This window comes from Alcaligenes faecalis, assembly GCF_002443155.1.
Taxonomy (GTDB): Bacteria; Pseudomonadota; Gammaproteobacteria; order Burkholderiales; family Burkholderiaceae_B; genus Alcaligenes; species Alcaligenes faecalis.
In genome coordinates this window covers 1,011,033-1,034,309 of record NZ_CP023667.1, presented here as the reverse complement: position 1 = coordinate 1,034,309, position 23,277 = coordinate 1,011,033, and the positions used below count along the sequence as shown (strand labels likewise).

Here is a 23,277-nt window from a genome sequence, read left to right as displayed (position 1 = left end):
TTAACCGGCCATTTTCTCGAAGATCTTGTTCAGTTTCTCTTCCAGTGTTGCGGCGGTAAAGGGTTTGACGACGTAGCCATTGGCGCCCGCCTGGGCGGCGGCAATAATGTTCTCTTTCTTGGCTTCGGCGGTCACCATCAGCACCGGCAAAGAGGACAGATTGGCATCGGCACGAATCTGCTTGAGCATTTCCAGCCCGTCCAGATTGGGCATGTTCCAGTCAGAGACCACGAACTCGAAATTGCCATTGCGCAATTTTTCCAGGCCCATCAGGCCATCTTCCGCTTCGTCCACGTTTTCGTATCCCAGATCCTTGAGCAGGTTCTTGATGATCCGGCGCATGGTGGGAAAGTCATCGACGACGAGAATCTTTATATTTTTTTGTACCATTTACATTCTCCAAATGAGTAGCATGCCAGTGCGTTCAGGACCGCTTATACACGGTGCCCAAAGGCCCCCACACTGGCCAGAATTCGTTCGCTAATCTGCCCCAAAGGCAAGGCGATATCCGCCGCGCCAATTTGCAAGGCTTCACGCGGCATGCCAAAGACCACGCTGGTGGCCTCGTCCTGCGCAAAGGTCATGGCACCGGCCTGTTTCATGGCCAACAAGCCTTGTGCACCATCCTTGCCCATGCCAGTCAGGATGACCCCCACGGCATTGCGTCCGGCCAGTTCGGCGGCAGAGTGAAACAGCACATCGACCGAGGGCCGGTGGCGGTTGACGGGTTCACTGTCCACCAGCTTGACCACATAGTTGGCACCCGAGCGGGCCAGCTTCATGTGCGCCACGCCACCCGGAGCCAGATACACGTGGCCGGGCAAGACGCGCTGGCCATCTTCGGCCTCGTGCACCTGCATGGAGCACAGACCATCCAGGCGGTTCACGAACGAGCGCGTGAAACCGGCCGGCATATGTTGGGTAATCATGATGGCCGGGCAGTTGGCCGGCAAGGGCTCCAGCACCTGACGAATGGCCTCGGTGCCGCCTGTGGACGCGCCGATCATGATCAGTTTTTCGGTGGTTGAGAAGTTGTGCGTCAAGCGGCGGGCCGGGGCGGAACCGGCCGGGGCCGGAGTTGCCCGACGCGGGCGGGCAATGGAGGCAGCGCGAATCTTGTCGGCAATCAGGTCCGAGTAATCGAGCAAGCCATCACGCAGGCCCAGCTTGGGTTTGGTCACAAAGTCCACCGCGCCCAGCTCCAGGGCACGCAAGGTCACATCCGAATTGCGCTCGGTCAGCGAGGACACCATCACTACGGGCATAGGACGCAAGCGCATCAGGCGCTCCAGAAAGTCCAGCCCGTCCATTCGCGGCATCTCGACGTCCAGCGTCAGCACATCCGGATTGTGTTCCTTGATCAGCTCGCGCGCCACCAGCGGATCAGGGGCCACCGCCACCACTTCCATATCCGCATGACTGTTGATAATTTCCACCATCAGGCTGCGCACCAGGGCGGAATCGTCTACACACAAAACTCGAATTTTCTTCATGCTACTCATAATCCCGATTTCAAGCGCCAACAGAGCTCAGGGCCTGGCAAGACTCCATAGACCCTAGTTCCGGACATACACCGTCTGACCGAGCAAGCGAAAGGCCTTGGTCAGGTAGGAGAAGTTCTCGGAATGCCCCACAAACAACAAGCCACCCGGTTTGGTCACGGCGGCGAATCGCTCCAGGATGCGTGTCTGATCGTCCCGATCAAAATAAATCATGGTGTTTCTACAGAAGATCACATCAAAGCGGCTGGTCGAAGGCCAGGCCGAGCCCACCAGATTGAACTCCTCGAATTCCACCATATTGCGCAACACGGGCTTGACGCGTGCCAGCCCCTTGCGAGCGCCCACACCACGCTGGAAATAACGCGGCAGCCACAGATCGGGCACGGGCTGAATGCGCTCCAGGGTGTACATGCCCTGTCGGGCCTTGTCCAAGGCAGCCGAGTCAATATCGCTGGCCAGAATCGACACGTTCACATCCGGCGAGGGACAGTGCTCGCGCACCGTCATGGCAATGGAATAGGCCTCCTCGCCGGTAGAGGCCGCACTGCACCAGATATCCAGCGGCTTGCCGCGTGTGCTGACAAACTTGCCCAGAATATCGAAATGATGCTGCTCGCGAAAAAATGCGGTGTGATTGATGGTGAAGGCATTGACGAAGTCCTGCCACTCCTGGCTATGCGTGTCCTGCTCCAGAACATCCAGATACTGACGCACCTCCCGCAGCCCCGCACTCTGACTGCGCATACCCAATGTGCGGGCCACCATATCTTCTTTGTGGGTACCTAAGATGATGCCCGCATACGACTTGAGCAAGCGCGCGGCTCGCTCACAGTCGGCCCTCGAGGCCTGCGGGATCGAGGGCAATGTATAAACAAAAGGTTCCACAGATGTGCTCATATAACTACAGGCTGGCCAAGGTCCCGCTAAAAGGCCCCGTAGACAGACGCTCGGTAGAACGTAATCGTTCCGGCTCGGGCGCTTCAAACGGATCATCAATGATGTCGTGTGCGCTCACTTTGAACGCCGACACCGCGTCGGACAAACGAGTGGCCTGATCCTGCAAGGAGCCCGCTGCCGCGGTTGCCTGTTCGACCAGGGCTGCGTTTTGCTGCACAACCACATCCATTTGTGCAACCGCCCGGTTCACCTGCTCAATTCCTTCGGACTGCTCGTTCGAGGCCGACGAAATTTCCGCCATGATGGTGGTCACGCTCTGTACCGAGCTGACCACTTCCATGACCACCTTGCCCGCCTCATCCACCTGACGCGTGCCTTCCTTGACTTTAGCCAGCGACTGTTCAATCAAGCCCTTGATCTCGCGGGCCGCCTGCGCACTGCGCTGGGCCAGGCTTCGTACTTCACCGGCCACCACTGCAAAGCCCTTGCCCTGCTCACCTGCGCGGGCTGCTTCCACCGCCGCGTTCAAGGCCAGAATATTGGTCTGGAAAGCAATGCCATCAATCACGTTCACGATCTGGGCAATCTGCCCCGAACTGGCCGACAAATCTTCCATGGTCTGCACCACGGTGGAAACTGCCTGCCCGCCACGCAGCGCCACTTCGGAGGCACTCTTGGCAACCTGGTCCGCTTGCTGGGCATTGTCCGAGTTCTGACGCACTGTGCTGGCCAACTGTTCCATGCTGGCCGCAGTTTGCTGCAAGGAGGCGGCCTGCTCTTCCGTACGACTGCTCAAATCCGTATTGCCCACATAGATTTCATGCGAACCAAAAGTGATTTCTTCCACGCCCTGACGCACGGTCTGCACCATGGACTGCAGACTGCTTTGCATGCGGCGCACCGCGTCATACAGCACCCCAATTTCATTGGTGGACTTCACTTCCACGCGTTGGGTCAAATCCCCGCTGGCGATGCGATCAAAGTGCGCACCGGCCTGACGCAAGGGACGCAACACCATGCGATTCAAGAACACATAGACGGCCAGCGAGATCAACAGACAGAACACCATGGCCAGCCCCACCAGACGGATCACCATGTTGTACTGGTCATTTTCTTTCTGGTATTGGGTATCAATAGAGCGCTGCTGAGCCTGTTGCAAGGTACTCAAGGCGCTGTACAGATCTTCTTCCAAAAACTTGGTGGTCGTGGCCACGTAGCTGCGGAAACCAGCGATATCGCCCTGCTCCAGGTAAGCAATCAAGGGCAGCACGCCACCCTGCATCAAGGACATGAATGCGGCATCCACGCGCTGGTAGTAGTCGTTCGTGCCTTCCAGCTGTGTCGCCACGCCCTGATATTCAAAGAAGGCTTCCTGGGCTTGCTCAAACTGCTTGCGCGTGGCATCCAGCGCATCACGCGTGGCCGAGCTGATGGCCGACGTTTTGGGAGCCACATCGCTCCACTCGGCCATCAGGTCCTGGTTTTGCAGATCGTTGCTGACCACATAGCTGATGGCCGCTCGCCCAATCAGGGTTTGAGTCTCTTTGTAGCTCTCGATGGCCTGATACATGGCCGAGCCTACACGCTGATTGACCACGATGCTTTGCAGCGCACCATTATTGGCACGCAGGGACAAGATCCCCAATGCAGCACCGGCCACCAGCATTGCTAAAAAAAACACCAGTACCAGAATCAGACTGGTCCGCACCTTCAGATTGGCCAAACGTAATCCATCCAGCATTGCAAGCACCTTGTCTAGAGTAGATCCGAACATCAGAGGCGCTTATGACGCCTCCCCCGACCCGAACAATCCTTGAAGGACCCGTTAAACAAGTCCCCGCTTTGCAAGTCTTTGCAGACTCGGCGATCAGGCCACTGCGCTATCGACCAGCGCCATCTCTTCACTGGTCATCAATTTTTCAATATCCACCAAAATCAGCATGCGTTCACCCAGCGTGCCGATCCCGGTCAGGTACTCGGTCGAGAAAGCGGTGCCAAAGCTGGGGGCGGCACTGATCTGGGACGACTGCAAAACCAGCACGTCCGATACACCATCCACCACCACACCCACTACGCGGTCGTGCAGATTCAGAATCACCACCACGGTCTGGTGGTCATACTCCACCCGCTCCATGTTGAAGCGCACCCGCAAGTCGGCGATAGGCACAATCACACCGCGCAGATTGGTGACACCCTTGATGAAGTTGGGCACGTTGGCAATACGCGTTACGGTCTGGGAGTCGTAGCCTCGGATCTCCTGAACTTTCAGAATATCGATGCCGTATTCCTGGTCGCCCAGAGTAAATACCAGATACTCCTTGCCGCCAGCCTCGGCAGCTTCGGAGTGGGAAGTAAAGTCGTTGGACATAAAGATCTCCGAATAATCAGGCCCACGTCGAGGCGGGGTCCCGCGCCAGACGTTGCAAGGCAAAAACATCAACAATCAGGGCTACGCTGCCATCGCCCAAAATGGTGGCAGCGGAAATACCCGGAATTTTTCTATAGTTGGCTTCCAGGTTCTTGACCACGACTTGATGCTGACCGATCAGGTGATCGACCAGCAAGGCAAAGCGCATGTCTTCGGCCTGCAAGATAACGGCAATCGCGCGAGTCACATCGGTCTCGGCCCCTTCAACCGAGAAGATGTCACGCAGGGAAATCAGGGGCAGATACTCGCCACGCACAAACATGACGTGATCGGTATCGGTTACGCTGCGCAACTGCTCTTCAGTAGGCTGCATGGATTCGGTTACGTGAGCCAGCGGCAGGATGAACACCTCATTGCCCACCTGGACCGACATGCCGTCCAGAATCGCCAGCGTCAGCGGCAGAACAATACGGGTGGTTGTTCCCTTGCCCGCACGCGAGTACAGCTGCACGTGGCCGCCCATGCTTTGAATATTGCGTCGCACCACGTCCATGCCCACACCGCGCCCGGAAATTTCCGTAACCTTGTCGGCGGTGGAAAAGCCGGGGGCAAAGATCAACTGCCAAACTTCGTCGTCCGGCATGCTCTCGGTCACCGGCAGGCCCGAGGACATGGCTTTCTTCAGAATACGTTCGCGGTTCAGGCCGGCACCATCATCCACCACTTCAATAATGATGTGGCCACCCTGATGCTGGGCCGACAAGGTCAGCACACCCTCTTCTTCCTTGCCCGCTGCCAGACGATCCTCGGGCATTTCAATGCCGTGGTCGATACTGTTGCGCACCAGGTGAGTGAGCGGATCAATAATGCGTTCGATCAGGCTCTTGTCCAGTTCGGTGGCCTGCCCTTTGGTGACCAGACGAATCTTCTTGTTCATGCGCGCGGCGCTTTCACGCACCACACGCGGGAAGCGGCTGAACACGTAATCCATCGGCATCATGCGGATGGACATTACGGACTCTTGCAGGTCGCGCGCATTGCGCTCCAGCTGCTCAATGCCGTTCAGCAAGCGATCGTGTACCACAGGGTCCAGTGTCGAGGCCGTTTGCACCAGCATGGCTTGTGTAATGACCAGCTCGCCCACCAGATTGATGATCTGGTCGACTTTCTCCACGCCCACACGGATCGTGCCGGACTCTTTGGGAGCGGCGGCCTTGGCCGGTTTGTCGGCGGCTTTGGGAGCGGCAGCAGGCGCAGGCGCTTCGGTTTTTTCTGGTTCAGCGGCAACAGGGGCCGTTGCGGGAGCCGGAGCAGCGACGGGGGCTGCAGGCTCGGCAGCCACTGCGGCGGGAACTGAGGCCGAGGCTGCTGCGGCAGCGGCTGGAGCCGCCGCTTGCCCTGGGGCTGCGGCCGGTTCTACCGACACCTGATCGGCATTCAGAATAAAGCAGCACACGGCCAGAATATCGTCAGCCGAACCCGTGGTTTCCACCCAGATATCCAGGCGATTACCTTCGCGAGTTTGATGGACGATGGTGCCCATCAACTCCATTTCTTGTTGCAGCGCCTCGGCATCCTTATCCGACACCGGCCCCATGGACACCCACAGTGGCAAGCCATCCGTGTTGGCAGCCGGTTCCGGCTCGGGTTCCGGTTCGGCTTGCAGGATCGCTTCGGTTCCTTTCGTGTCGGTTGCCAGAATGCCCTTTTGTTCCAGGGCCAATTGCCTCAGTTGCGCGCAGATGCGGGTGTAGGCTTCCTCGTCGGGCTCCTGTTCCTCGCGGTAGGCATTGACTTGTCCGGTTAGCACGTCCTTGGTTTCCAGAAAGAGGTCAATCATGTCCTTGCGCAATTGCATCTCGCCATTACGGACCAGATCGAGCAGATTTTCGAGTAAGTGTGTGGTTTCAGCCAACTGACCGAAGCAACCAAACGTGCCTGCGCCGCCCTTGATCGAGTGTGCGGCCCGAAAGATGGCATTGAGCTGATCGCGGTCAGGCTCGTCCAGATCCAGCTCCAGCAGCAAGCGCTCCATGTCCGCCAGCAACTCATCGGCTTCATCGAAAAAGGTTTCGTAAAACTGACTCAGATCCACGCCGGAGCTCATGAACACTTCCTTCTTGGTTATGGCTTAGAACAACAAAACAAAAAGCACAGCCCAAACACCCAGGCCTCAAGGCACTACTGGCAAGGCAGAAGGCATTTCAGGCAGACCAGGAATATGAATACTGATTGGCCCCTCGGTCTCCTGCATGGCTTCGCGCAAATCAAATTCTTCCGAACCGCTTGCGGCTTGCTCGTCCATGCGTCGTTCCGCCCGGCTATTGAGCACGAGCAGGCTGATACGTCGATTTACGGCTGCCGCGGGGTTATCTTTAACCAGGCTTACACTATCGGCCAAACCCACGACCTGCTTGACTTTGGCCTCGGCCAGGCCACCGGCCACCAGCTCCTGTCGGGCCGCGTTGGCTCGGTCGGCAGACAGCTCCCAGTTACTGTACAGGCGCTCGCCACTGGCGTATTGCAGTGAATCGGTATGTCCGGAGATCAGAATCCGATTCGGCATCTCGTTCAGGGGAGCGCTGAGCGAACGCAAAATGGCTCGCATGTAAATCTGCACCTGCGCGCTGCCGGTGGAGAACATGGGGCGGCTTTGACGATCAATAATCTGAATGCGCAAACCATCCTGGGTCATATCCAGCAACAATTGCGGACGGAACTCTTGCAGGACGGGGTCAATGCGGATCAGCTCTTCCAGGGCCGATTTCAAATCTTCCAGGCGCTCCACATCCTGGCGATCGTCGGCCGCCTGGCTGTTGTTCGTGCCGGGGTGGGGATTGGGAACCAGGCTGGGCTGGCCACCGGGAATGACGCTGCGCGAATAATCCGCCTGATAGCCGCCAGAAACGGCATCCATCAAGGGCATGCGAAAGTAGTCGGCAATTTCCTTCAAGTCCTGCTTGGGAACCAGGGAAAGAATCCACATCACCAGGAAAAAAGCCATCATCGCCGTCATGAAGTCAGCGTAGGCAATTTTCCAGCTACCACCATGATGCTCGGCATGGGCCGTCTTCTTGCGACGGATGACCACGCGATCTTTATGATTGCTCATGAGCGCATCCGCTTAGGCTTTGCGACCAGCACCCGAGCGGGCCTGACGTACATGCTCTTCCAGTTCCTGGAACGAAGGGCGATCGGAGGAAAACAGCACTTTACGGCCAAACTCCACGGCTAGCTGGGGCGGGTAGCCATTCAGATTGGCCAGCAAGGTGACCTTGATGCACTCGAGCACCTTGACCGAATCCGAGGTACGACGCTCGATGGTCGCCGCCAAAGGAGCCACAAAACCATAGGCCAGCAAAATACCCAGAAAGGTACCGACCATGGCCTTGGAGATCAGATCAGCCAGCACGGCAGGCGGCTGGTCTACGGAGGCCAGTGCCTTCACCACACCCAGCACCGCCGCCACAATCCCGAAAGCGGGCAAGGCGTCAGACACCTCGCGCAAGGCGCGCGCCGGCACGTTGCGTTCGTGCTGGTGGGTCTCGATATCCTGGTCCATCAGCGTTTCGATTTCAAACGAGCTCATATTGCCGCTGATCATCAAACGCAGGTAGTCGGATACAAAGTTCATCAGGGCCGGATCTTTCACCACATTGGGGTAGTCGGCAAAGATAGGACTTTGTTCGGGGTTCTCGATGTCGGCTTCGATGGACATCATGCCGTCGCGGCGTGCCTTGTTCAGCAGCACGGACAGCATGCCCATCAACTGCATGTACAACTGCTTGTTGTAGGGACTGCTGCGAAAGGCAATCGGCAAGGCTTTGGCCAGCAGCTTAATGGACTTGCCGCTGTTGGACGCAAAATAGGCCCCCAGGGCCGCGCCACCAATCAGCAGTAATTCAAAAGGCTGGTATAAAGCCCCTAAATGCCCGCCCAGCCCCACAAAGCTCCCGAAAACGGAGACGAAAACAATGATATATCCAAGGATAATAAGCACGGATACGCCTTCTTCAAATACACGCTGCTAATGATGGCGGCAAGCAACCGGGCTAAAACGACGCGTTAACGGCCTTTTTCCAGCCTAGATCGACGCTTCCAGTTGCCTTGACACGTTCAGATTCTTATCAGATCCACATCAAAAACCAGCATCTATCCGGCTTTGCTGCACACTGACGACAAAAGCTCTTGTTAAACGGGCACGTCTACCTGAGCGGTAACGTGCCCTGGCGCCCTGGCTTGCGGCTCCCTGGCCGACTCTGACTTTCGGCTTTTGCTGGCGGGAGATTTGGGTGTGCTGCGCGCCTTGCTGGCACGCGTCTTGCCTGCTCGCGGTGGCGGACGACAAATGGCACAAATAAAGCCTGATTCAGGATCGTGCGCATGGGCCACAAAGCCACCTTTGCAGCGTTCGCACTGGGACAGCTGCAACAAACCGCTATCAAAAAAGCGTAGCAGCATCCAGGCACGGGTAAAGCTCAGTACGGGCTCTTCGTCCGGCCCCACTTCCAGACGTCCGGCCGAGGACTGCTCCAGGTACAGACGATAGGCTTCCACCAGCGCACGGCTTTTGTCGCAAGGCGTGTGCACCGTCATGAACTGGTAAATGCTGTAGAACAGGCTGGAGTGAATATTGGGCAACCAGGTCATGAACCAGTCCACCGAGAAAGGCAGCATGCCTTTGGGTGGCGAGCAGCCTTTGACTTCGCGGTACAAACGGGCCAGCCGGTCGTAACTTAGTGATGTTTCTGCTTGCAGAACCTGCAAGCGCGCCCCCAGCTCAATCATGTCGGAAGCAAGCCCAATTTCCTGAGCTTCTTTGGCGACGCTTTTTATAGCCATAGTTCTTGATGTAATAAGTTCGGAAGCCGGTTTAACCAGCCTGTTCCGCCGTCGCGCGTTGGGACAGCAAAATGGTGGAGTGAGCCTGCTGCAACACCCCTCCCAGCACATTCTGCGTCAAGGTGGTGAGCAGGTCGTAATCGTTGAAACGAAAACCGCAAATCAACGAGCTGGAGCTGGCCAGCTTGACCAGTTGGGCCGGTGACAGACGCAACAAGGTCTCTGCCACATCGTTATCGAAGCCCAAACGGAACATACCTGCCGCAAAATTCTCTCGCAGCAGACGCTGCGCAAGTAACAAGTACGACAAATTGACTTCCTGAATATCATTCAGCAGCGAATTTTCCGATACGGGCATGTCAGCCATCCTTGTAAAACTGTTAATCAGCTAGTTTCTTGTAACAAAATACATTTAAAATATATAAAGTTACATAAATATGTATCATGCCTTGCAAACTATTGCGTGAACATATTTTTACATTATCAACGTTATCGACACATTTTGTCCATGAATGTATTAAAAACATGAAAAACGTTGAAAATATGCAATAAATGCATCAAGACACAGCAGAATATTATCAGATGCTCACTTAATGTTGTAGATATAAACGAGATGTAACATGACGAAGATCAAAGCGTTTGTATCGAAATTATGTTTTGTTGCATACATTGGCCATTAATTAATGAATATTTCGCCAACTCTCTCAGACCCTGCCTAGAAAACGACGAAATATCGGATATTCTTCTGGTACGCGCTTTCCTCCCTGCCCCCATATCCGTTTTGTAACAGCCCATGGTTCCTGCTGCTTTTACGCAACGTCTGCTTACTCTTGGCCTGGCACTGCTCCTGGCTGCCTGCGCGCATACCCCGTCTTCCCGTCCGCCCACAGCCCAGGCCATCGGTGTTGATGAGCATCGACGCTCCGCCGTGGTTCTGTCCGCCCTGAGCCTGCTGGACACCCCCTACCGTTATGGCGGCCGCGAACCGTCCACCGGCTTTGATTGCAGCGGGCTGGTGCAGTATGTGTTCAACCAGGAATCCAGCTCCCCTGTTCCGCGCCGGACCAGCGACCAGGCCAGCGCCTCCCGTCGAGTCAGTCGCTCACAGCTGCGCCCCGGCGACCTGGTGTTTTTCAATACACTGGGCGCGCCCAACTCGCATGTGGGTATCTATATAGGCAAGCAACAATTCATCAATGCGCCCTCCAGCGGTGGCCGCGTACGAATTGATTCCCTGGATAATCCCTATTTCGCCAAACGCTTTGAAACAGCTCGCACTTTCTTTGATTGATGCGGTGGCCAGCCTGCGTCGGGTTTGTTTTACTGCACAGGTACTGTGGCGTATTGCTCGGCCAAATCCAGAAAAGCGTCCAGCTCGGGCGAACGCCCTGTTTCTTCCTGCATGATCGCCGCAACAACCGGCGCAATTGACTGTGCCAGACGTGCATCCAGAAACAGCAGACGCGAACGGCGGGCCAGCATATCCTCCACCGTACGGGCGTATTCGAAACGGCAGGCAAAGCGCACCATGGCGGCGCTCAGACCCGGAGCCAGCTCTTGATCGGCACCTGGCAAGGTCTGTACCCAGTCAGCTTCGCTGCCATAAGCATCCAGGCCAGCGGTACGGCCCAGAGAACGGCGGTCGCCCACATAAGAGGCTCCCACCAAGCGTTGTTCCTGTGTCCGACAGGCAGGCAATGGCCCCAGCAAACCGGACTGCTGGCAGCGCTCCAGCACGTCCTCGGCCATGGCGCGGTAGGTTGTCCACTTGCCGCCCGTTACCGTCAGCAAGCCATTGGCGCTGACCGTAATACTGTGCTCCCGGCTGATGGACTGCGTTTGCCCCGCAGCTGACTCAGCAGCCGGACGCACCAGAGGGCGCAAGCCCACCCAGATGCTGCGCACATCCTGAACGGTTGGGGCTTTTTGCAGATAGTTGGCGGACTCTTTCAGAATGAAATCCACTTCCTGAGCCAAAGGACGTGGTTCCAATGGAATATCGTCGCGGGGCGTATCGGTTGTCCCCAGAATCAGCTTGCCCAACCAGGGGACGGCAAACAACACCCGGCCATCCTTGGTACGCGGCACCAGCAAGGCATGTTCACCCGGCAGGAACTCCTGATCGACGACCAGATGCACACCCTGACTGGGCGAGACCATAGGGCGCAATTCACGCCCGGCTTCCTGTGCATCCATTTGCCGGACCTGGTCTACCCAGACACCGGTGGCATTGACTACGCACTTGCTATGAATCTCGTAGCTTTGCCCACTTTCCTTGTCCTGACAGCGCACTCCGGAGACTTTGCCGTCGCGATGCATCACTTCCATTACCGGACAGTAATTGACCAGCAAAGCGCCATTCAAGGCTGCCGTACGCGCCAGCGCCAAAGCCAGACGGGCATCGTCAAACTGGCCATCCCAGTACTTCACGCCGCCCTTCAAACCACGTTGACGAGCACCGGGCAGAAGCTGCCGGATCTTGGAGGCACTCAGGAATTGGGTATGGCCCAGCCCTTCCCGCCCGGCCAGACCGTCGTAAGCCATCAGGCCCACCCCATAAAATGGGGTTTCCCAGCACTTGTAGCTGGGCATGACAAAAGGCAGACGCTGCGCCAGATGGGGCGCATTGCTCAGCAAATGCATGCGTTCGCGCAAGGCCTCGCGCACCAGGCTGACATTTCCCTGGGCCAGGTATCGCACCCCACCGTGCACCAGCTTGGTCGCCCGCGAGGACGTGCCTTTGGCAAAGTCCCAGGCCTCCAGCACCACCACACTCAAGCCACGCAAGGCCGCATCCAACGCCACACCCAGGCCGGTTGCGCCACCCCCCACCACGACCATATCCACCTGCGTGGTGCGCGCCAAAGCGCCCAGCATCTGGGCTCTGTCGGTCAATAGGGGGGAACTTAATGTAGTCATAAGATGAGCGTTGGACCTGAAATTAGCAGACTCCCGAAAAAAGTACTGACTGGCTCGGGATTTACCCTGATTTTAGCCCCTGAACTTTTACCGTCCAGTGAAACTTGTTTGCTCGCGTATCAACACGCCGTCTGTGACCGGCCACAGGCCGCACAGAGCCAGTACACTGTGGTCTGCTCCGCTTTTACAGCCTCTTTCGCATGACCTTCATACTTGCTCTTGATCAGGGAACCTCCAGCTCGCGCAGCCTTGTTGTGGCAGCAGACGGCCGCATTCTGGCCAAGGCGCAGCAGGAAACCCAGCAATACTATCCGCGCACCGACTGGGTAGAACACGATCCTCAGGAAATTCTGGACACACAGTTTCGGACTGCCCGACAAGCGATTGAGCAGGCCGGACTGCGTCCTCAGGATATACACGCGATTGGCATCACCAATCAACGCGAAACCACAGTGCTGTGGGACCGGCAAACCGGACAAGCCCTGCACAAGGCCATCGTCTGGCAGGATAGGCGCGCCGAAGACTTCTGCGCCCAACTGCGCGAGCAGGGGCACGAAGCCACCATAACTGGCAAGACCGGCCTGCCCATTGATGCCTACTTTTCAGCCTCCAAGTTGCGCTGGCTGCTGGACTCCATACCCGGCGCCCGTGAGCGGGCTCAGCGCGGCGAACTGGCTTTCGGCACAATTGATAGCTGGCTGATCTGGCACTTAAGTGGCGGCAAAGTCCATGCCACCGATGTCAGCAATGCCTCGCGCACCCTGCTCTACAACATTCATAGCCAGCAATGGGACGAGGAGTTGCTGGCCCTGTTCAACATCCCGGCCAGCGTCTTGCCCCAGGTACAAAGCTCCGCCTCTGAGTTTGGCCATTGCAGCCCCGAGATTCTGGGCAGCCCCATCCCTATTTGCGGTGTGGCGGGCGACCAACAAAGCGCCCTGTTCGGCCAAGCCTGCACCACGCCCGGCATGGCCAAGAATACCTATGGCACAGGCTGCTTCCTGTTGATGCACTGTGGCTCGCAGGTTCCACAATCCCATAATGGCCTGATCGCGACCAGCGCCGCCCATCACGGCGACACGCCTGCCTACGCACTGGAAGGCAGTGTCTTTATTGGCGGAGCCGTTGTCCAATGGCTGCGCGATGGTCTGGGCGCGCTGGAACACAGCGCTCAAGTCGAAGAGCTGGCCCGCAGCGTGCCAGATGCTCAAGGCGTGCGTCTGGTGCCCGCCTTCACCGGCCTGGGAGCGCCCTATTGGGACGCCCAGGCCCGCGGCACCATTACCGGCCTGACACGTGCCTCCACCATGGCCCACATTGCCCGCGCCGCTCTGGACAGCATTGCCTACCAAAGCGCCGCCGTGCTGCAAGCCATGAATCGGGATGTGCAGGCCAACGGCGGCCCAGCCTTGCACGAGCTGCGTGTGGACGGCGGAGCCTGCGCCAATAATCTTCTGATGCAATTTCAGGCAGACTTGTTGGGCCTGCCCGTCGTGCGTCCCGTTACTATTGAGACGACCGCGCTGGGCGCCGCCTATCTGGCAGGCCTGGGCAGCGGTCTGTATTCAGGTTTGCCGGAAATTGCGGCGCTGTGGCAATGTGACCGGGTGTTTGAGCCCGCCATGTCGCGCGATGAAGCCCAGAACCTGATGCTCAGTTGGGAACAAGCCGTGCGTCAGGCACGCACTTATTGAACTTGCTGTTTTTTTGACGGAAACACCATGCTGCAAAAAATCATTCTGGGCATTGCCATCTTCCTGATCGTGATGTTGGGCCTGACCTTTGGCGAGGCCATTTTCCACTACATTTCCTCGTACCTGGGATTCCTGTTCCATGACTTCATCGAATTGATGCAGGAAGTCCAGCGATACCTGACCGTGCATTGGGGCAAAGCACTGATTGCCTTGATCATTACCGTCCCGCTGGTGATCTGGATTTCCAAGAACAAGAAAGATGAAATGTCCAAGCCCAACAGCCACCGCAAGATCGCGATTGTGCTGGCGATTTTCCTGGGCTGGCTGGGCGTGCACCGCTTTTACCTGGGGCAGATCGGCATGGGCTTGTTATTCCTGGTGCTGTTTGCCATCTGGTCGCCCCTGGCCTACTTCCTGGCCCTGATCGACGCCCTGCGTTACGCCTTTATGGGTGACGACGAATTCAAGCTGGCCCGTTGATTTCCAGACTGCTCACCAAAGCCCCACTTGCTGGGGCTTTTTTTATGGCTACCCCCTTCACGCATGCCAGAAGCCTGGCTACGTCAAATAAACAGGCTCCATTCAGAGCGTTTTGTGGACTTATCAGGGAAAACCACTGCCCATGCCGCTTGCAAGCCTAGTTCCTTGATTTCCAATGCTTATATTAGCCACCATGCCTTCCAGGTATGCAAGCAAACCTTTTTAGTCTTGGAAATCCCCAAGCGGCTTCGTGTTCAATCGAATTGGGGGAGACACGCCAGCCTCTAAAAGACTGGCAGCGGCGGCTCAGATCAAAAGTGTGAGGCATTGTTGCTGGCTCTGTCTACACATCCGTTACCCGATGGTTTTACGTACAAAACCCATCAATACGCCCTATGGCACTCGCGTCCACGGCTTTAAGTAGAGACACATCTCCGACTTGCATCGGAGGCCCGACAGACGATGAGGGCCACTACAAACATAACTAGATTGAGACACAAGAAAATGCGACGCACTAAAAATAGCTATTTACTGCGCAGCTTGCTGGGCCTGGCTTTGGCCGCCTGCACGCTAAGCAGCCACGCAGCCACAGAGACACAACGCCCCAATATTTTGCTGATCGTGGCCGATGATCTGGGATATTCAGACATTGGCGCATTTGGCGGGGAAATTTCCACCCCCAACCTGGATGCCCTGGTCAAAGAAGGCGTAGCCCTGACTGACTTTTACGCATCCCCCTTCTGTTCCCCGACCCGCGCCATGCTGATGTCCGGCGCGGACAACCACCAGGTGGGCTTTGGTGGCATGGCCGAACTGATGACGCCCCAGCAGCGCGCCCTGCCGGGCTACGAAGGCTTTCTGAGCGACCAGGCCCTGCCCTTTCCCTTGGTCCTGCAAGACCATGGCTACCGTACTTATATGGCTGGCAAGTGGCATTTGGGCGTGAAAGAGGAAGTTGCCCCGCCCAATCGTGGCTTCGACCAGTCTTACGCCTTGATGCACGGTGGCGCCAGCCACTTTGACCAAAGCGGCATCATCACATTTGACGCCAATAAAGCACCAGTTGCCCTGTACCGTGAAAACGGCAAGGAGGTGCAGTTGCCCAAGGACTTCTACTCCAGCGAGTTTTTTGCCTCGCGCCTGATGTCCTACATAGACGCAGACACACGCAAGGATCAGCCTTTCTTCGCCTACCTGGCCTTTACCGCGCCGCATTGGCCTTTGCACGCCCCCGAGGAATACATACGCAAATATGAAGGCCGCTACGACGCAGGCTATGACGTGTTGCGTGAAGAGCGTCTGGAACGCATGAAAAAGCTGGGTCTGGTGCCCCAGGACATGCAAGGCTATGTGGACAATCCTGCCTGGCCACGCTGGAAAGAGCTGAGCCCAGAACAGCAACGCGTCGAAAGCAAGCGTATGGCTGTCTACGCCGCCATGGTGGAATCCATGGACGCACAAATCGGCCGCGTGATCGAGCACCTGAAACAAAGCGGCCAATACGACAACACCGTCGTCATCTTCATGTCTGACAACGGTGCCGACGGCAACACGGTGCTGGATGAAGGCGAAACCCGTGCCTGGGCGCACAAGCATCGCGACAACAGTTACGAAAACACGGGCCGCCCCGGCTCCTTTGTCGAATACGGTCCAGGCTGGGCTCAAGTTGGCTCCACGCCCTTCAATCTGTACAAGGCCTTTATGTATGAAGGCGGTATCTCGGTGCCCAGCATCATGCGCGTACCCGGTGGCAAACGTCAGGGCGAGTTCGTGCGTGCCCCGGCCCACGTAACCGACATCGCCCCCACCATTCTGGCCCTGGCGCAGATCGAACAGCCCAAAGGCGAATATCGTGGCCGCCAGGTCATCCCCATGCAAGGCAACTCCATGGTGGATGTGCTGACAGGCCGCAGCGATCAGGTACACGAAACCTTCCGCCAAGGCTGGGAGCTGAATGGCCGCCGGGCCATGCGTTTGGGCGACTGGAAAATCGTCTACGCCAATGCTCCTTGGGGCAAAGACCGCTGGGAGTTGTTCAATCTGGCTGAAGACCGTTCCGAGCTGAATGATCTGTCGGAAAAACATCCCGAGAAGCTGAAAGAGCTGATTGCCGAGTACGAGCAATATGCCAAGCGCAACGGGGTGGAAGACTTTGAAGGTCTGGCTTCGCGCCCTGGCTACAGCAACAGCCTGAACTACTACAAGGATCTGGATGAAGTCCTTTAAGCTCTCCCGAGCCAAGGCACTGCTGACGGTATGCGGGCTGCTGGCAGCAGCCCCGCTGCCCGCCGCAGCAAAAGGCTCCGACTCCCTCCCTCCCCCGGTTCCGGCGCACGATTGCCAGGCATATAGCGGCATACCGGCAGGCTTTGGCCCAGCCCAGAAGGGAGTGGCCAACCAGGCCGGTTTGGTCCCCATCCCCAGCGGGCGTTTTCTGATGGGGTCCGACGAGGGCTACCCAGAAGAAAAGCCGGTGCACCCCGTAGAAGTCCAGGCCTTTCAGATAGATCAGCACGAAGTGACCAATGCCCAATTCGCGCAATTTGTGGCGGCCACAGGCTATGTCACCCAGGCTGAACGAGTGCCGGAATTTCCACCGAATGTTCAGGTTCCCGAGCAGTATCGTCAGCCCGGATCCGCCGTCTTTACGCCACCGGCAGCGACGCATGATCACGATCAGCACGAAGGACATGAACAGCATGCCCCTCCTGGCAACTACAACTGGTGGGTATGGGTACCGGGTGCCAACTGGCGCCATCCCGGTGGCCCCGATACCAATCTGAATGGCCGGGACAATCATCCGGTCGTCCATATTGCTTACGAAGATGCGCTGGCCTACGCCCGCTGGTTAGGACGCGATTTGCCTACGGAGGAGCAATGGGAATTTGCAGCGCGTGGCGGGCTGGAAGCTGCCACCTACCCTTGGGGTAATACGCCTGAAGTACGTGGCCGCTTGATGGCCAACACCTGGCAAGGTAATTTCCCCGCCAAGAACCTGCTGCGTGATGGCTACGAAGGCACCGCCCCCGTGGGCTGCTTCCCGGCCAATAACTATGAGCTGTGGGATTCGGTCGGCAATGTCTGGGAATGGACACGCAGTGCATGGCAGCCTCAGCATCGGCCCCTGACACCCGAACCTCTTATCGCCGCGGCAAGGGATGCCAACGGAAACCCGGCAATGGGCGTCATCAAGGGTGGCTCTTTTCTATGCGCAGCCAACTTCTGCGTACGCTATCGCCCAGCCTCACGACAGCCACAGGAAACCACCATGTCCACCCAGCATGTGGGCTTTCGTACCGTGCTAAATGAGGAGCGAAAGTAGAGTCAGGAAAGACAATCCCCTCGTTGTGCACGAGGGGATTATTCCATTCAAGGTCCTACCCGGACAGGCAGGCAACACACTGCTCCGCTAAGTTGGCACTCCCGCCTCAGGCGTAGCCTCTTCTTTCTGAACACCCGCCCGGTGGTCCAGCGTTTCACTGACGCTTTCCCACGCATTCTGCAAACTATCAAACACGCGATGTCCGTGGATCTGCTTGAACAGGCCCATGCGTATCAACTTACGGGTCACTTTTTCGTTGGCTTCGCAAACGGCCACCATGACATTGCGCTGCTCCAGCTCCGTCAAGGCGGTTTCCAGGGCCTGCATGGCTGTCGCGTCCACAAAAGGCACGTAATTCAGACGCAGAACCACTGCCCGAACCGGCTCGGGCACCGTCAGCAAGGAGCGATTCACCGCCTCCACACTGGCAAAGAAGTATGGCCCTTCCAGGGTAAGCACCGAGATATCCTGGCGCAGCTCCTGGCTGAAAGACAAATCCAGTGCCCGCTGCAAACGACGGCCTTCCAGCGCACGCACCTGCACCCCATCCGAGGTGCGCTTGAGCACATACAACATGGCCAGAATCACCCCGATATTGACGGCCACGACCAGATCCGCGAAGACCGTCAGCGCAAACGTCACCCACAAAATGAACAAGTCAGCCGGGGGCATGCGACGCTGCAAACGGACCACCAGCTTGGCCTGACTCATATTCCAGGCCACCATGAACAGAATGGCTGCCAGCACTGTCAGTGGAATATAGGCAGCCAGCGGAGCTAAAAGCAGCAAGACCAGTACCAGGAAAATCACATGCACGATGCCGGCAATGGGGCTGTCACCACCATTTCGGATATTGGTGGCCGTACGGGCAATGGCCCCGGTAGCCGCAATCCCGCCAAACAAGGGCGAGAGCACGTTGGCAATGCCCTGTCCCACCAGTTCCTGATTGGAGTCGTGACGCGAACCTGTCATGGAGTCCGCCACCACGGCGGACAACAAGGACTCGATAGCGCCCAGCATGGCAATGGCAAAAGCAGGCCCGATCAGCTCCACCACACGGGTCAGGGTAATGTCTGGCCATTGAAAAGACGGCAAGCCGCTAGGCAAGGCGCCGAAGCTGGAACCGATAGTGGCCACCGACTCAAAACGGAAAATCGCCTGGATAAGCGTGATAATCACCAAGGCCACCAAAGGGCCAGGCAAACGCGCCAGGCTTGGAATCTTGGGCACAATGATCAGGATGGCCAGAGATAACATCCCCAGCAGCGTGGTGGCCCAATCCAAGGACGGCAGGTTCTGCAGCAAGAACCAGAGCTTCTCGTGAAAGTGCTGGCCCTCTACGACGGGAAGACCAAAAAAATCCCGCCACTGGCCCACCCAGATAATCACACCAATACCAGCAGTGAATCCGACAATGACCGGATCAGGAATAAAGCGGATCACCGCCCCCAGGCGCAACAGGCCCAGCAGCAGCAAAATGACCCCGGCCATCAAGGTGGCAATTTGCAGGCCGGCCACGCCATGCTGGGCGACCACCCCGGACAAGATAACAATAAAAGCGCCTGTGGGCCCAGCTATCTGAACCCGGCTGCCACCAAATAAAGAAACCGCCAAACCGGCAATAATGGCGGTATACAAACCCTGCTCGGGCTTGACTCCGGATGCAATGGCAAAAGCCATGGCCAGCGGCAACGCCACCACCCCTACTACCAGACCGGCCAGCAGGTTGTTTAGCCAATGTTTTCGCCCCAGGAGCCCGGCTCGACCCGCTTCCAGCAGTGCAATCATCGCGCGTCCTTGTCATGCCCAGCCTGCTCGACACAGATGAGAAACAAGCAGGGCCCAAACTCAAATGAAGCCTTAATGATACTACTGTGTGTCAAATCAACTTCACGTTAGTGATGGCCTTATTTGATGAAACATAAGAATGAAGCATAAAAAAACTCCACCTCAAGGAGGTGGAGTTTGATCGCCACACACACGGAATTTAAGGATTGCGGGCGCGCAACAGACGCAAGCTGTTCAGCACCACCAGCAAGCTGGCGCCCACGTCGGCAAACACCGCCATCCACATGGTGGCCTGTCCGGTCAGAGCCATCACCAGGAATACCGCCTTGATACCCAAAGCCAGGCTGATGTTCTGCCACAGAACGGCGTGCAAGGCTCGGGACTGACGCATCAGCAAGGCAATCTTGCCCAGATCATCGTCCATCAAGGCCACATCAGCAGTCTCGATCGCAATGTCCGAACCTAAAGCCCCCATGGCGATACCCACATCCGCACGAGCCAGGGCAGGCGCATCATTGATGCCATCGCCCACCATCGCCACCAGGCCCTTGCCCAGTTTTTCCTCGATACGATCCAGCTTGTCCTGTGGCAGCAAACCGCCTCGAAAATCCTTGATGCCGGCTTGCTGAGCCACATGGCGCACGGCTTGTTCATGGTCGCCCGAGAGCACTTCCACTTGCACGCCCTGCGCTTGCAGGTCGCGGATCGCTTGAGTGGTGGTAGGACGCAGGGTATCCATCATGGCGAACCAGGCCAGCAGACCTTGTTCGTCACCCAGATACACCATGGTGGCACCGCTCTCTACGGCTTGCTGCTCGGCCTGGCTGGACTCGGCCTGATTCTGGCCCAGCACCCAGCTACGCTTGCCCAGACGCAATTGGCCCGTCGAACCCTCTGCCTGCACGCCATTGCCCGCCAAGGCCTCGAACTGGTCCAGGCTTAACAGGCCCGATGCCACACGACCACGTGCAATCGCTTGCGAGGCGGGGTGATCCGAACGCTCGGCCAGAGCAACGGCCATGTCCAGCACTTCGCTATCCGACAGGCCTGGACGCAAACTGCCGTATTCGCTCAAGGAGGGCTCGCCCAAAGTCAGGGTGCCGGTCTTGTCCACGGCCAGGTAACGCAGCTGACGAGCCCGTTCCAGATACACGCCACCTTTAATCAAGATACCGGCACGTGCGGCACTGGCCAAAGCACTGACCACGGCCACCGGTGTGGAAATCACCAAGGCGCAAGGGCAAGCGATTACCAGCAGAACCAGAGCACGATAGACGGACTCCGACCAGCTCACGCCCCAGATCAAGGGCAAGGCCACCGCCATCAAGGCTGCTGCCACCACGACCAGCGGGGTGTAAATGCGGGAGAACTGATCCACAAAACGCTGAATCGGCGCCTTGTTGGCCTGCGCTTCCTGAACCGACCGCGTGATGCGAGCCAGCAAGGTTTCATCATGAGCAGCCTGGACTTGATAGACCAGCTCGCCCATGCCATTAATGGTGCCTGCAAAAACCTCGTCACCGGGCTCTTTGTCCACGGGGGCGCTTTCACCTGTAATGGGGGCCTGGTTAACCGTGCTTAGCCCTTGCAGGACTTTACCGTCCAGGCCAAAACGCTCGCCGGGGGCGACACGCACTTGCCAGCCAGCCTGAACCTGATTGGCGGGTACACGTTGCCAGTCCTTGCCGTTGGCACTGACCAGAACTTCATCCGGCACCAGCTTGAGCAGACTGTCCACCGCATTGCGGGCGCGATCCAGGGAACGAGCTTCGATCCACTCGGCCAGGCTGAACAGGGACATCACCATGGCGGCTTCAGGCCATTGGGCCAGGATCACCGCCCCCGTGACGGCAATACTCATCAAGGCATTAATGTTGAGCTGACCATTACGCAGCGCAATCCAGCCTTTCTTGTAGACCTGCACACCACCAGACAGAATCGCAGCCACCGCCAGAACAATTACCAGCCACTCGGGGGCCGCCAGCCAATGGCTGACCTCGGCAGCCAAAGCCAGTACCACGGCACCGGCAATACGAATCAGGCCCTGCTTGGGCGATACCTGCTTCACAGGCTCTTCATCGGCCATGCGAGGCTCAAAACCCAGGCCACGCAAGGCACCCAGCACTTTATCGCGAGCGCCATCCACGTGGTCCACGGTCAAGACGCGCTGCATCAGGTCAAAGCCCAGGTTCTGCACCTGATCCAGCTTTTTCAGGCCGGAGCGAATCATGTTCTCTTCGGCTGGGCAATCCATATCAGCAATATGCACGACCAGACGCGTGGAGGTACTGGCAGCCAAGGCCACCGACGGACCAATGGCAGGAGCCGAGCAGCATGCCCCTTCATGAGCGTGCGCTGTTTGCTCTGCATGGCTGTGATCGTGATCATGGTTATGCTCGTGGCTGTGATCGCCCGCTGCATGGTCGTGATCATGACTATGATCATGGGAATGTCCGGTCTGGCAGGCCGATGTTGTGCACTGCCCCACGCCGAGCTTTGATGTCTTGTTAGCTGATGTCATAGCCGTTCCTCGCTTCTTGCATGGGACCAGTAGAAAGCCTAAAGTAACTACAAGGTCAAGCCCTTTGGAGACAAAGCAATGAAAATTGGTGAGTTGGCGGAAAAAAGCCACTGCAACACGGAAACCATCCGCTATTACGAGAAGGTCGGACTGCTGCCCGAGCCAGAACGCAGCGAGGGCAACTATCGCCTGTACCGCAATATCCACTTGGAACGGCTACGTTTTATTCGCAACTGCCGCAGCCTGGATATGACACACGAAGAAATCCGCGGCCTGCTGGCATTTATGGACGGCCCGGCGCAAGACTGCGCCCCGGTGAATGATTTGCTGGATGAGCATATCGAGCATGTAGCCGTGCGCATTGCGGAACTGGAACACCTGCAAAAACAACTGATTGAATTGCGCCATCGCTGCGGGCAGGCCGGTGGCCTGGAGCATTGCGGCATCTTGCAAGGTTTAGTGAATATGGAGCCGGATCAAGTCCCGGCTCCCAGCACTCATCTGGGCTAAGGCCCTGTGGCGTGGTGCTTAGCCACGCACCCGCCCTGCCGCCCACATTCCAACCAGCATCGCGACCAGAAACAGCACGGCCAAAGGTGCACCCGAGGCGGCCAGCACAATGGCCGGACCCGGGCAAAAGCCGGCCACGCCCCAGCCAGCACCAAAAATCAAGGCCCCCACTATCAAGGGGCGGTCAATTTGACGCTGCTTGGGCAAATTCATGGGCTGGCCAGTGACGAACGCACATGGGCGACGACGAGCCAGGCTGAAGGGCACAATCGCCACCGCAATGGCCGCCACCATTACCAAAGCCAAGGACGGGTCCCAGGCCCCGGCCAGATCCAGAAACGCCAGCACCTTGCTGGGGTTAGCCAAGCCGGAAATCAACAAGCCCAAGCCAAAAATCAGGCCAGAAACCAAAGCGATAAAATAGTGCATGGTGG

General features: G+C 57.5%; 20 protein-coding genes. 6 read left to right on the top strand and 14 right to left on the bottom strand.

Features of this window, described 5'->3' with window-relative positions:
* The 10 genes from cheY to flhD all read right to left on the bottom strand — a co-directional run bounded on the left by cheY (nucleotide 1) and on the right by flhD (nucleotide 9,967).
* Nucleotides 1-390 carry a chemotaxis response regulator CheY gene (cheY, locus tag CPY64_RS04730; RefSeq protein ID WP_042487585.1) on the bottom strand — a complete coding sequence of 130 codons (390 nt, stop codon included), beginning with the start codon at nucleotides 388-390 and terminating at the stop codon, nucleotides 1-3.
* Between the two features lie 44 nt (nucleotides 391-434).
* On the bottom strand, nucleotides 435-1,493 hold the full coding sequence (locus CPY64_RS04725) for a protein-glutamate methylesterase/protein-glutamine glutaminase (protein ID WP_021446831.1): 1,059 nt from the start codon (nucleotides 1,491-1,493) through the stop codon (nucleotides 435-437).
* Nucleotides 1,494-1,556: 63 nt separating this feature from the next.
* Entirely contained in the window at nucleotides 1,557-2,399 is an 843-nt protein-coding gene (locus tag CPY64_RS04720) for a CheR family methyltransferase (RefSeq protein WP_226349812.1), read from the bottom strand.
* Between the two features lie 4 nt (nucleotides 2,400-2,403).
* Nucleotides 2,404-4,140, bottom strand: coding sequence for a methyl-accepting chemotaxis protein (locus CPY64_RS04715; RefSeq protein WP_042487592.1), 1,737 nt, complete (start codon nucleotides 4,138-4,140; stop codon nucleotides 2,404-2,406).
* Between the two features lie 126 nt (nucleotides 4,141-4,266).
* Complete coding sequence (locus CPY64_RS04710) at nucleotides 4,267-4,767, bottom strand: chemotaxis protein CheW (RefSeq protein ID WP_009455177.1); 501 nt, start codon at nucleotides 4,765-4,767, stop codon at nucleotides 4,267-4,269.
* 16 nt (nucleotides 4,768-4,783) lie between these two features.
* Entirely contained in the window at nucleotides 4,784-6,874 is a 2,091-nt protein-coding gene (gene cheA, locus CPY64_RS04705) for a chemotaxis protein CheA (RefSeq protein WP_042487595.1), read from the bottom strand.
* 66 nt (nucleotides 6,875-6,940) lie between these two features.
* Nucleotides 6,941-7,879 (bottom strand): flagellar motor protein MotB, encoded by a 939-nt coding sequence (gene motB, locus CPY64_RS04700; RefSeq protein WP_026484569.1) that lies wholly within the window; start codon nucleotides 7,877-7,879, stop codon nucleotides 6,941-6,943.
* A gap of 12 nt (nucleotides 7,880-7,891) precedes the next feature.
* Nucleotides 7,892-8,767, bottom strand: coding sequence for a flagellar motor stator protein MotA (gene motA, locus CPY64_RS04695; protein ID WP_009455183.1), 876 nt, complete (start codon nucleotides 8,765-8,767; stop codon nucleotides 7,892-7,894).
* 191 nt (nucleotides 8,768-8,958) lie between these two features.
* Entirely contained in the window at nucleotides 8,959-9,609 is a 651-nt protein-coding gene (gene flhC, locus CPY64_RS04690; RefSeq protein WP_042487598.1) for a flagellar transcriptional regulator FlhC, read from the bottom strand.
* 31 nt (nucleotides 9,610-9,640) lie between these two features.
* On the bottom strand, nucleotides 9,641-9,967 hold the full coding sequence (gene flhD, locus CPY64_RS04685; protein ID WP_042487603.1) for a flagellar transcriptional regulator FlhD: 327 nt from the start codon (nucleotides 9,965-9,967) through the stop codon (nucleotides 9,641-9,643).
* Nucleotides 9,968-10,402: 435 nt separating this feature from the next.
* Between flhD and CPY64_RS04680 the strand changes: the two genes are divergently transcribed.
* The gene (locus CPY64_RS04680) at nucleotides 10,403-10,900 is read left to right on the top strand and encodes a C40 family peptidase (protein ID WP_042487606.1); all 498 of its coding nucleotides are present in this window, start codon (nucleotides 10,403-10,405) and stop codon (nucleotides 10,898-10,900) included.
* Between the two features lie 29 nt (nucleotides 10,901-10,929).
* Here CPY64_RS04680 and CPY64_RS04675 read toward each other — a convergent pair whose 3' ends face one another.
* Nucleotides 10,930-12,528, bottom strand: coding sequence for a glycerol-3-phosphate dehydrogenase/oxidase (locus tag CPY64_RS04675; RefSeq protein WP_042487609.1), 1,599 nt, complete (start codon nucleotides 12,526-12,528; stop codon nucleotides 10,930-10,932).
* 200 nt (nucleotides 12,529-12,728) lie between these two features.
* Between CPY64_RS04675 and glpK the strand changes: the two genes are divergently transcribed.
* The 4 genes from glpK (at nucleotide 12,729) to CPY64_RS04655 (ending at nucleotide 18,024) form a co-directional block, all read left to right on the top strand.
* A complete protein-coding gene (gene glpK, locus CPY64_RS04670) occupies nucleotides 12,729-14,222 on the top strand; it encodes a glycerol kinase GlpK (protein ID WP_042487612.1) in 1,494 nt (497 codons plus the stop codon).
* A 27-nt stretch (nucleotides 14,223-14,249) separates the two neighbouring features.
* Complete coding sequence (locus CPY64_RS04665; protein ID WP_042487615.1) at nucleotides 14,250-14,702, top strand: TM2 domain-containing protein; 453 nt, start codon at nucleotides 14,250-14,252, stop codon at nucleotides 14,700-14,702.
* A gap of 504 nt (nucleotides 14,703-15,206) precedes the next feature.
* Entirely contained in the window at nucleotides 15,207-16,928 is a 1,722-nt protein-coding gene (locus CPY64_RS04660) for an arylsulfatase (RefSeq protein ID WP_193216155.1), read from the top strand.
* On the top strand, nucleotides 16,915-18,024 hold the full coding sequence (locus CPY64_RS04655) for a formylglycine-generating enzyme family protein (RefSeq protein WP_052363009.1): 1,110 nt from the start codon (nucleotides 16,915-16,917) through the stop codon (nucleotides 18,022-18,024). The genes CPY64_RS04660 and CPY64_RS04655 overlap by 14 nt, the downstream gene beginning before the upstream one ends.
* Before the next feature lie 87 nt (nucleotides 18,025-18,111).
* Here the strand turns inward: CPY64_RS04655 and CPY64_RS04650 are convergent, their stop codons facing one another.
* Together CPY64_RS04650 and CPY64_RS04645 are read right to left on the bottom strand one after the other, a co-directional pair.
* Complete coding sequence (locus CPY64_RS04650; RefSeq protein ID WP_042487618.1) at nucleotides 18,112-19,812, bottom strand: SulP family inorganic anion transporter; 1,701 nt, start codon at nucleotides 19,810-19,812, stop codon at nucleotides 18,112-18,114.
* A gap of 199 nt (nucleotides 19,813-20,011) precedes the next feature.
* Nucleotides 20,012-22,333 (bottom strand): heavy metal translocating P-type ATPase, encoded by a 2,322-nt coding sequence (locus CPY64_RS04645; protein ID WP_226791331.1) that lies wholly within the window; start codon nucleotides 22,331-22,333, stop codon nucleotides 20,012-20,014.
* Between the two features lie 78 nt (nucleotides 22,334-22,411).
* Here CPY64_RS04645 and cadR point away from each other — a divergent pair, with 78 nt between their 5' ends.
* Nucleotides 22,412-22,843 (top strand): Cd(II)/Pb(II)-responsive transcriptional regulator, encoded by a 432-nt coding sequence (cadR, locus tag CPY64_RS04640; protein WP_042487623.1) that lies wholly within the window; start codon nucleotides 22,412-22,414, stop codon nucleotides 22,841-22,843.
* An 18-nt stretch (nucleotides 22,844-22,861) separates the two neighbouring features.
* On the opposite strand, the gene CPY64_RS04635 is transcribed toward cadR, so the two are convergent.
* Nucleotides 22,862-23,272 (bottom strand): DUF6691 family protein, encoded by a 411-nt coding sequence (locus CPY64_RS04635; protein WP_042487626.1) that lies wholly within the window; start codon nucleotides 23,270-23,272, stop codon nucleotides 22,862-22,864.
* Between the last annotated feature and the right edge of the window lie 5 nt (nucleotides 23,273-23,277).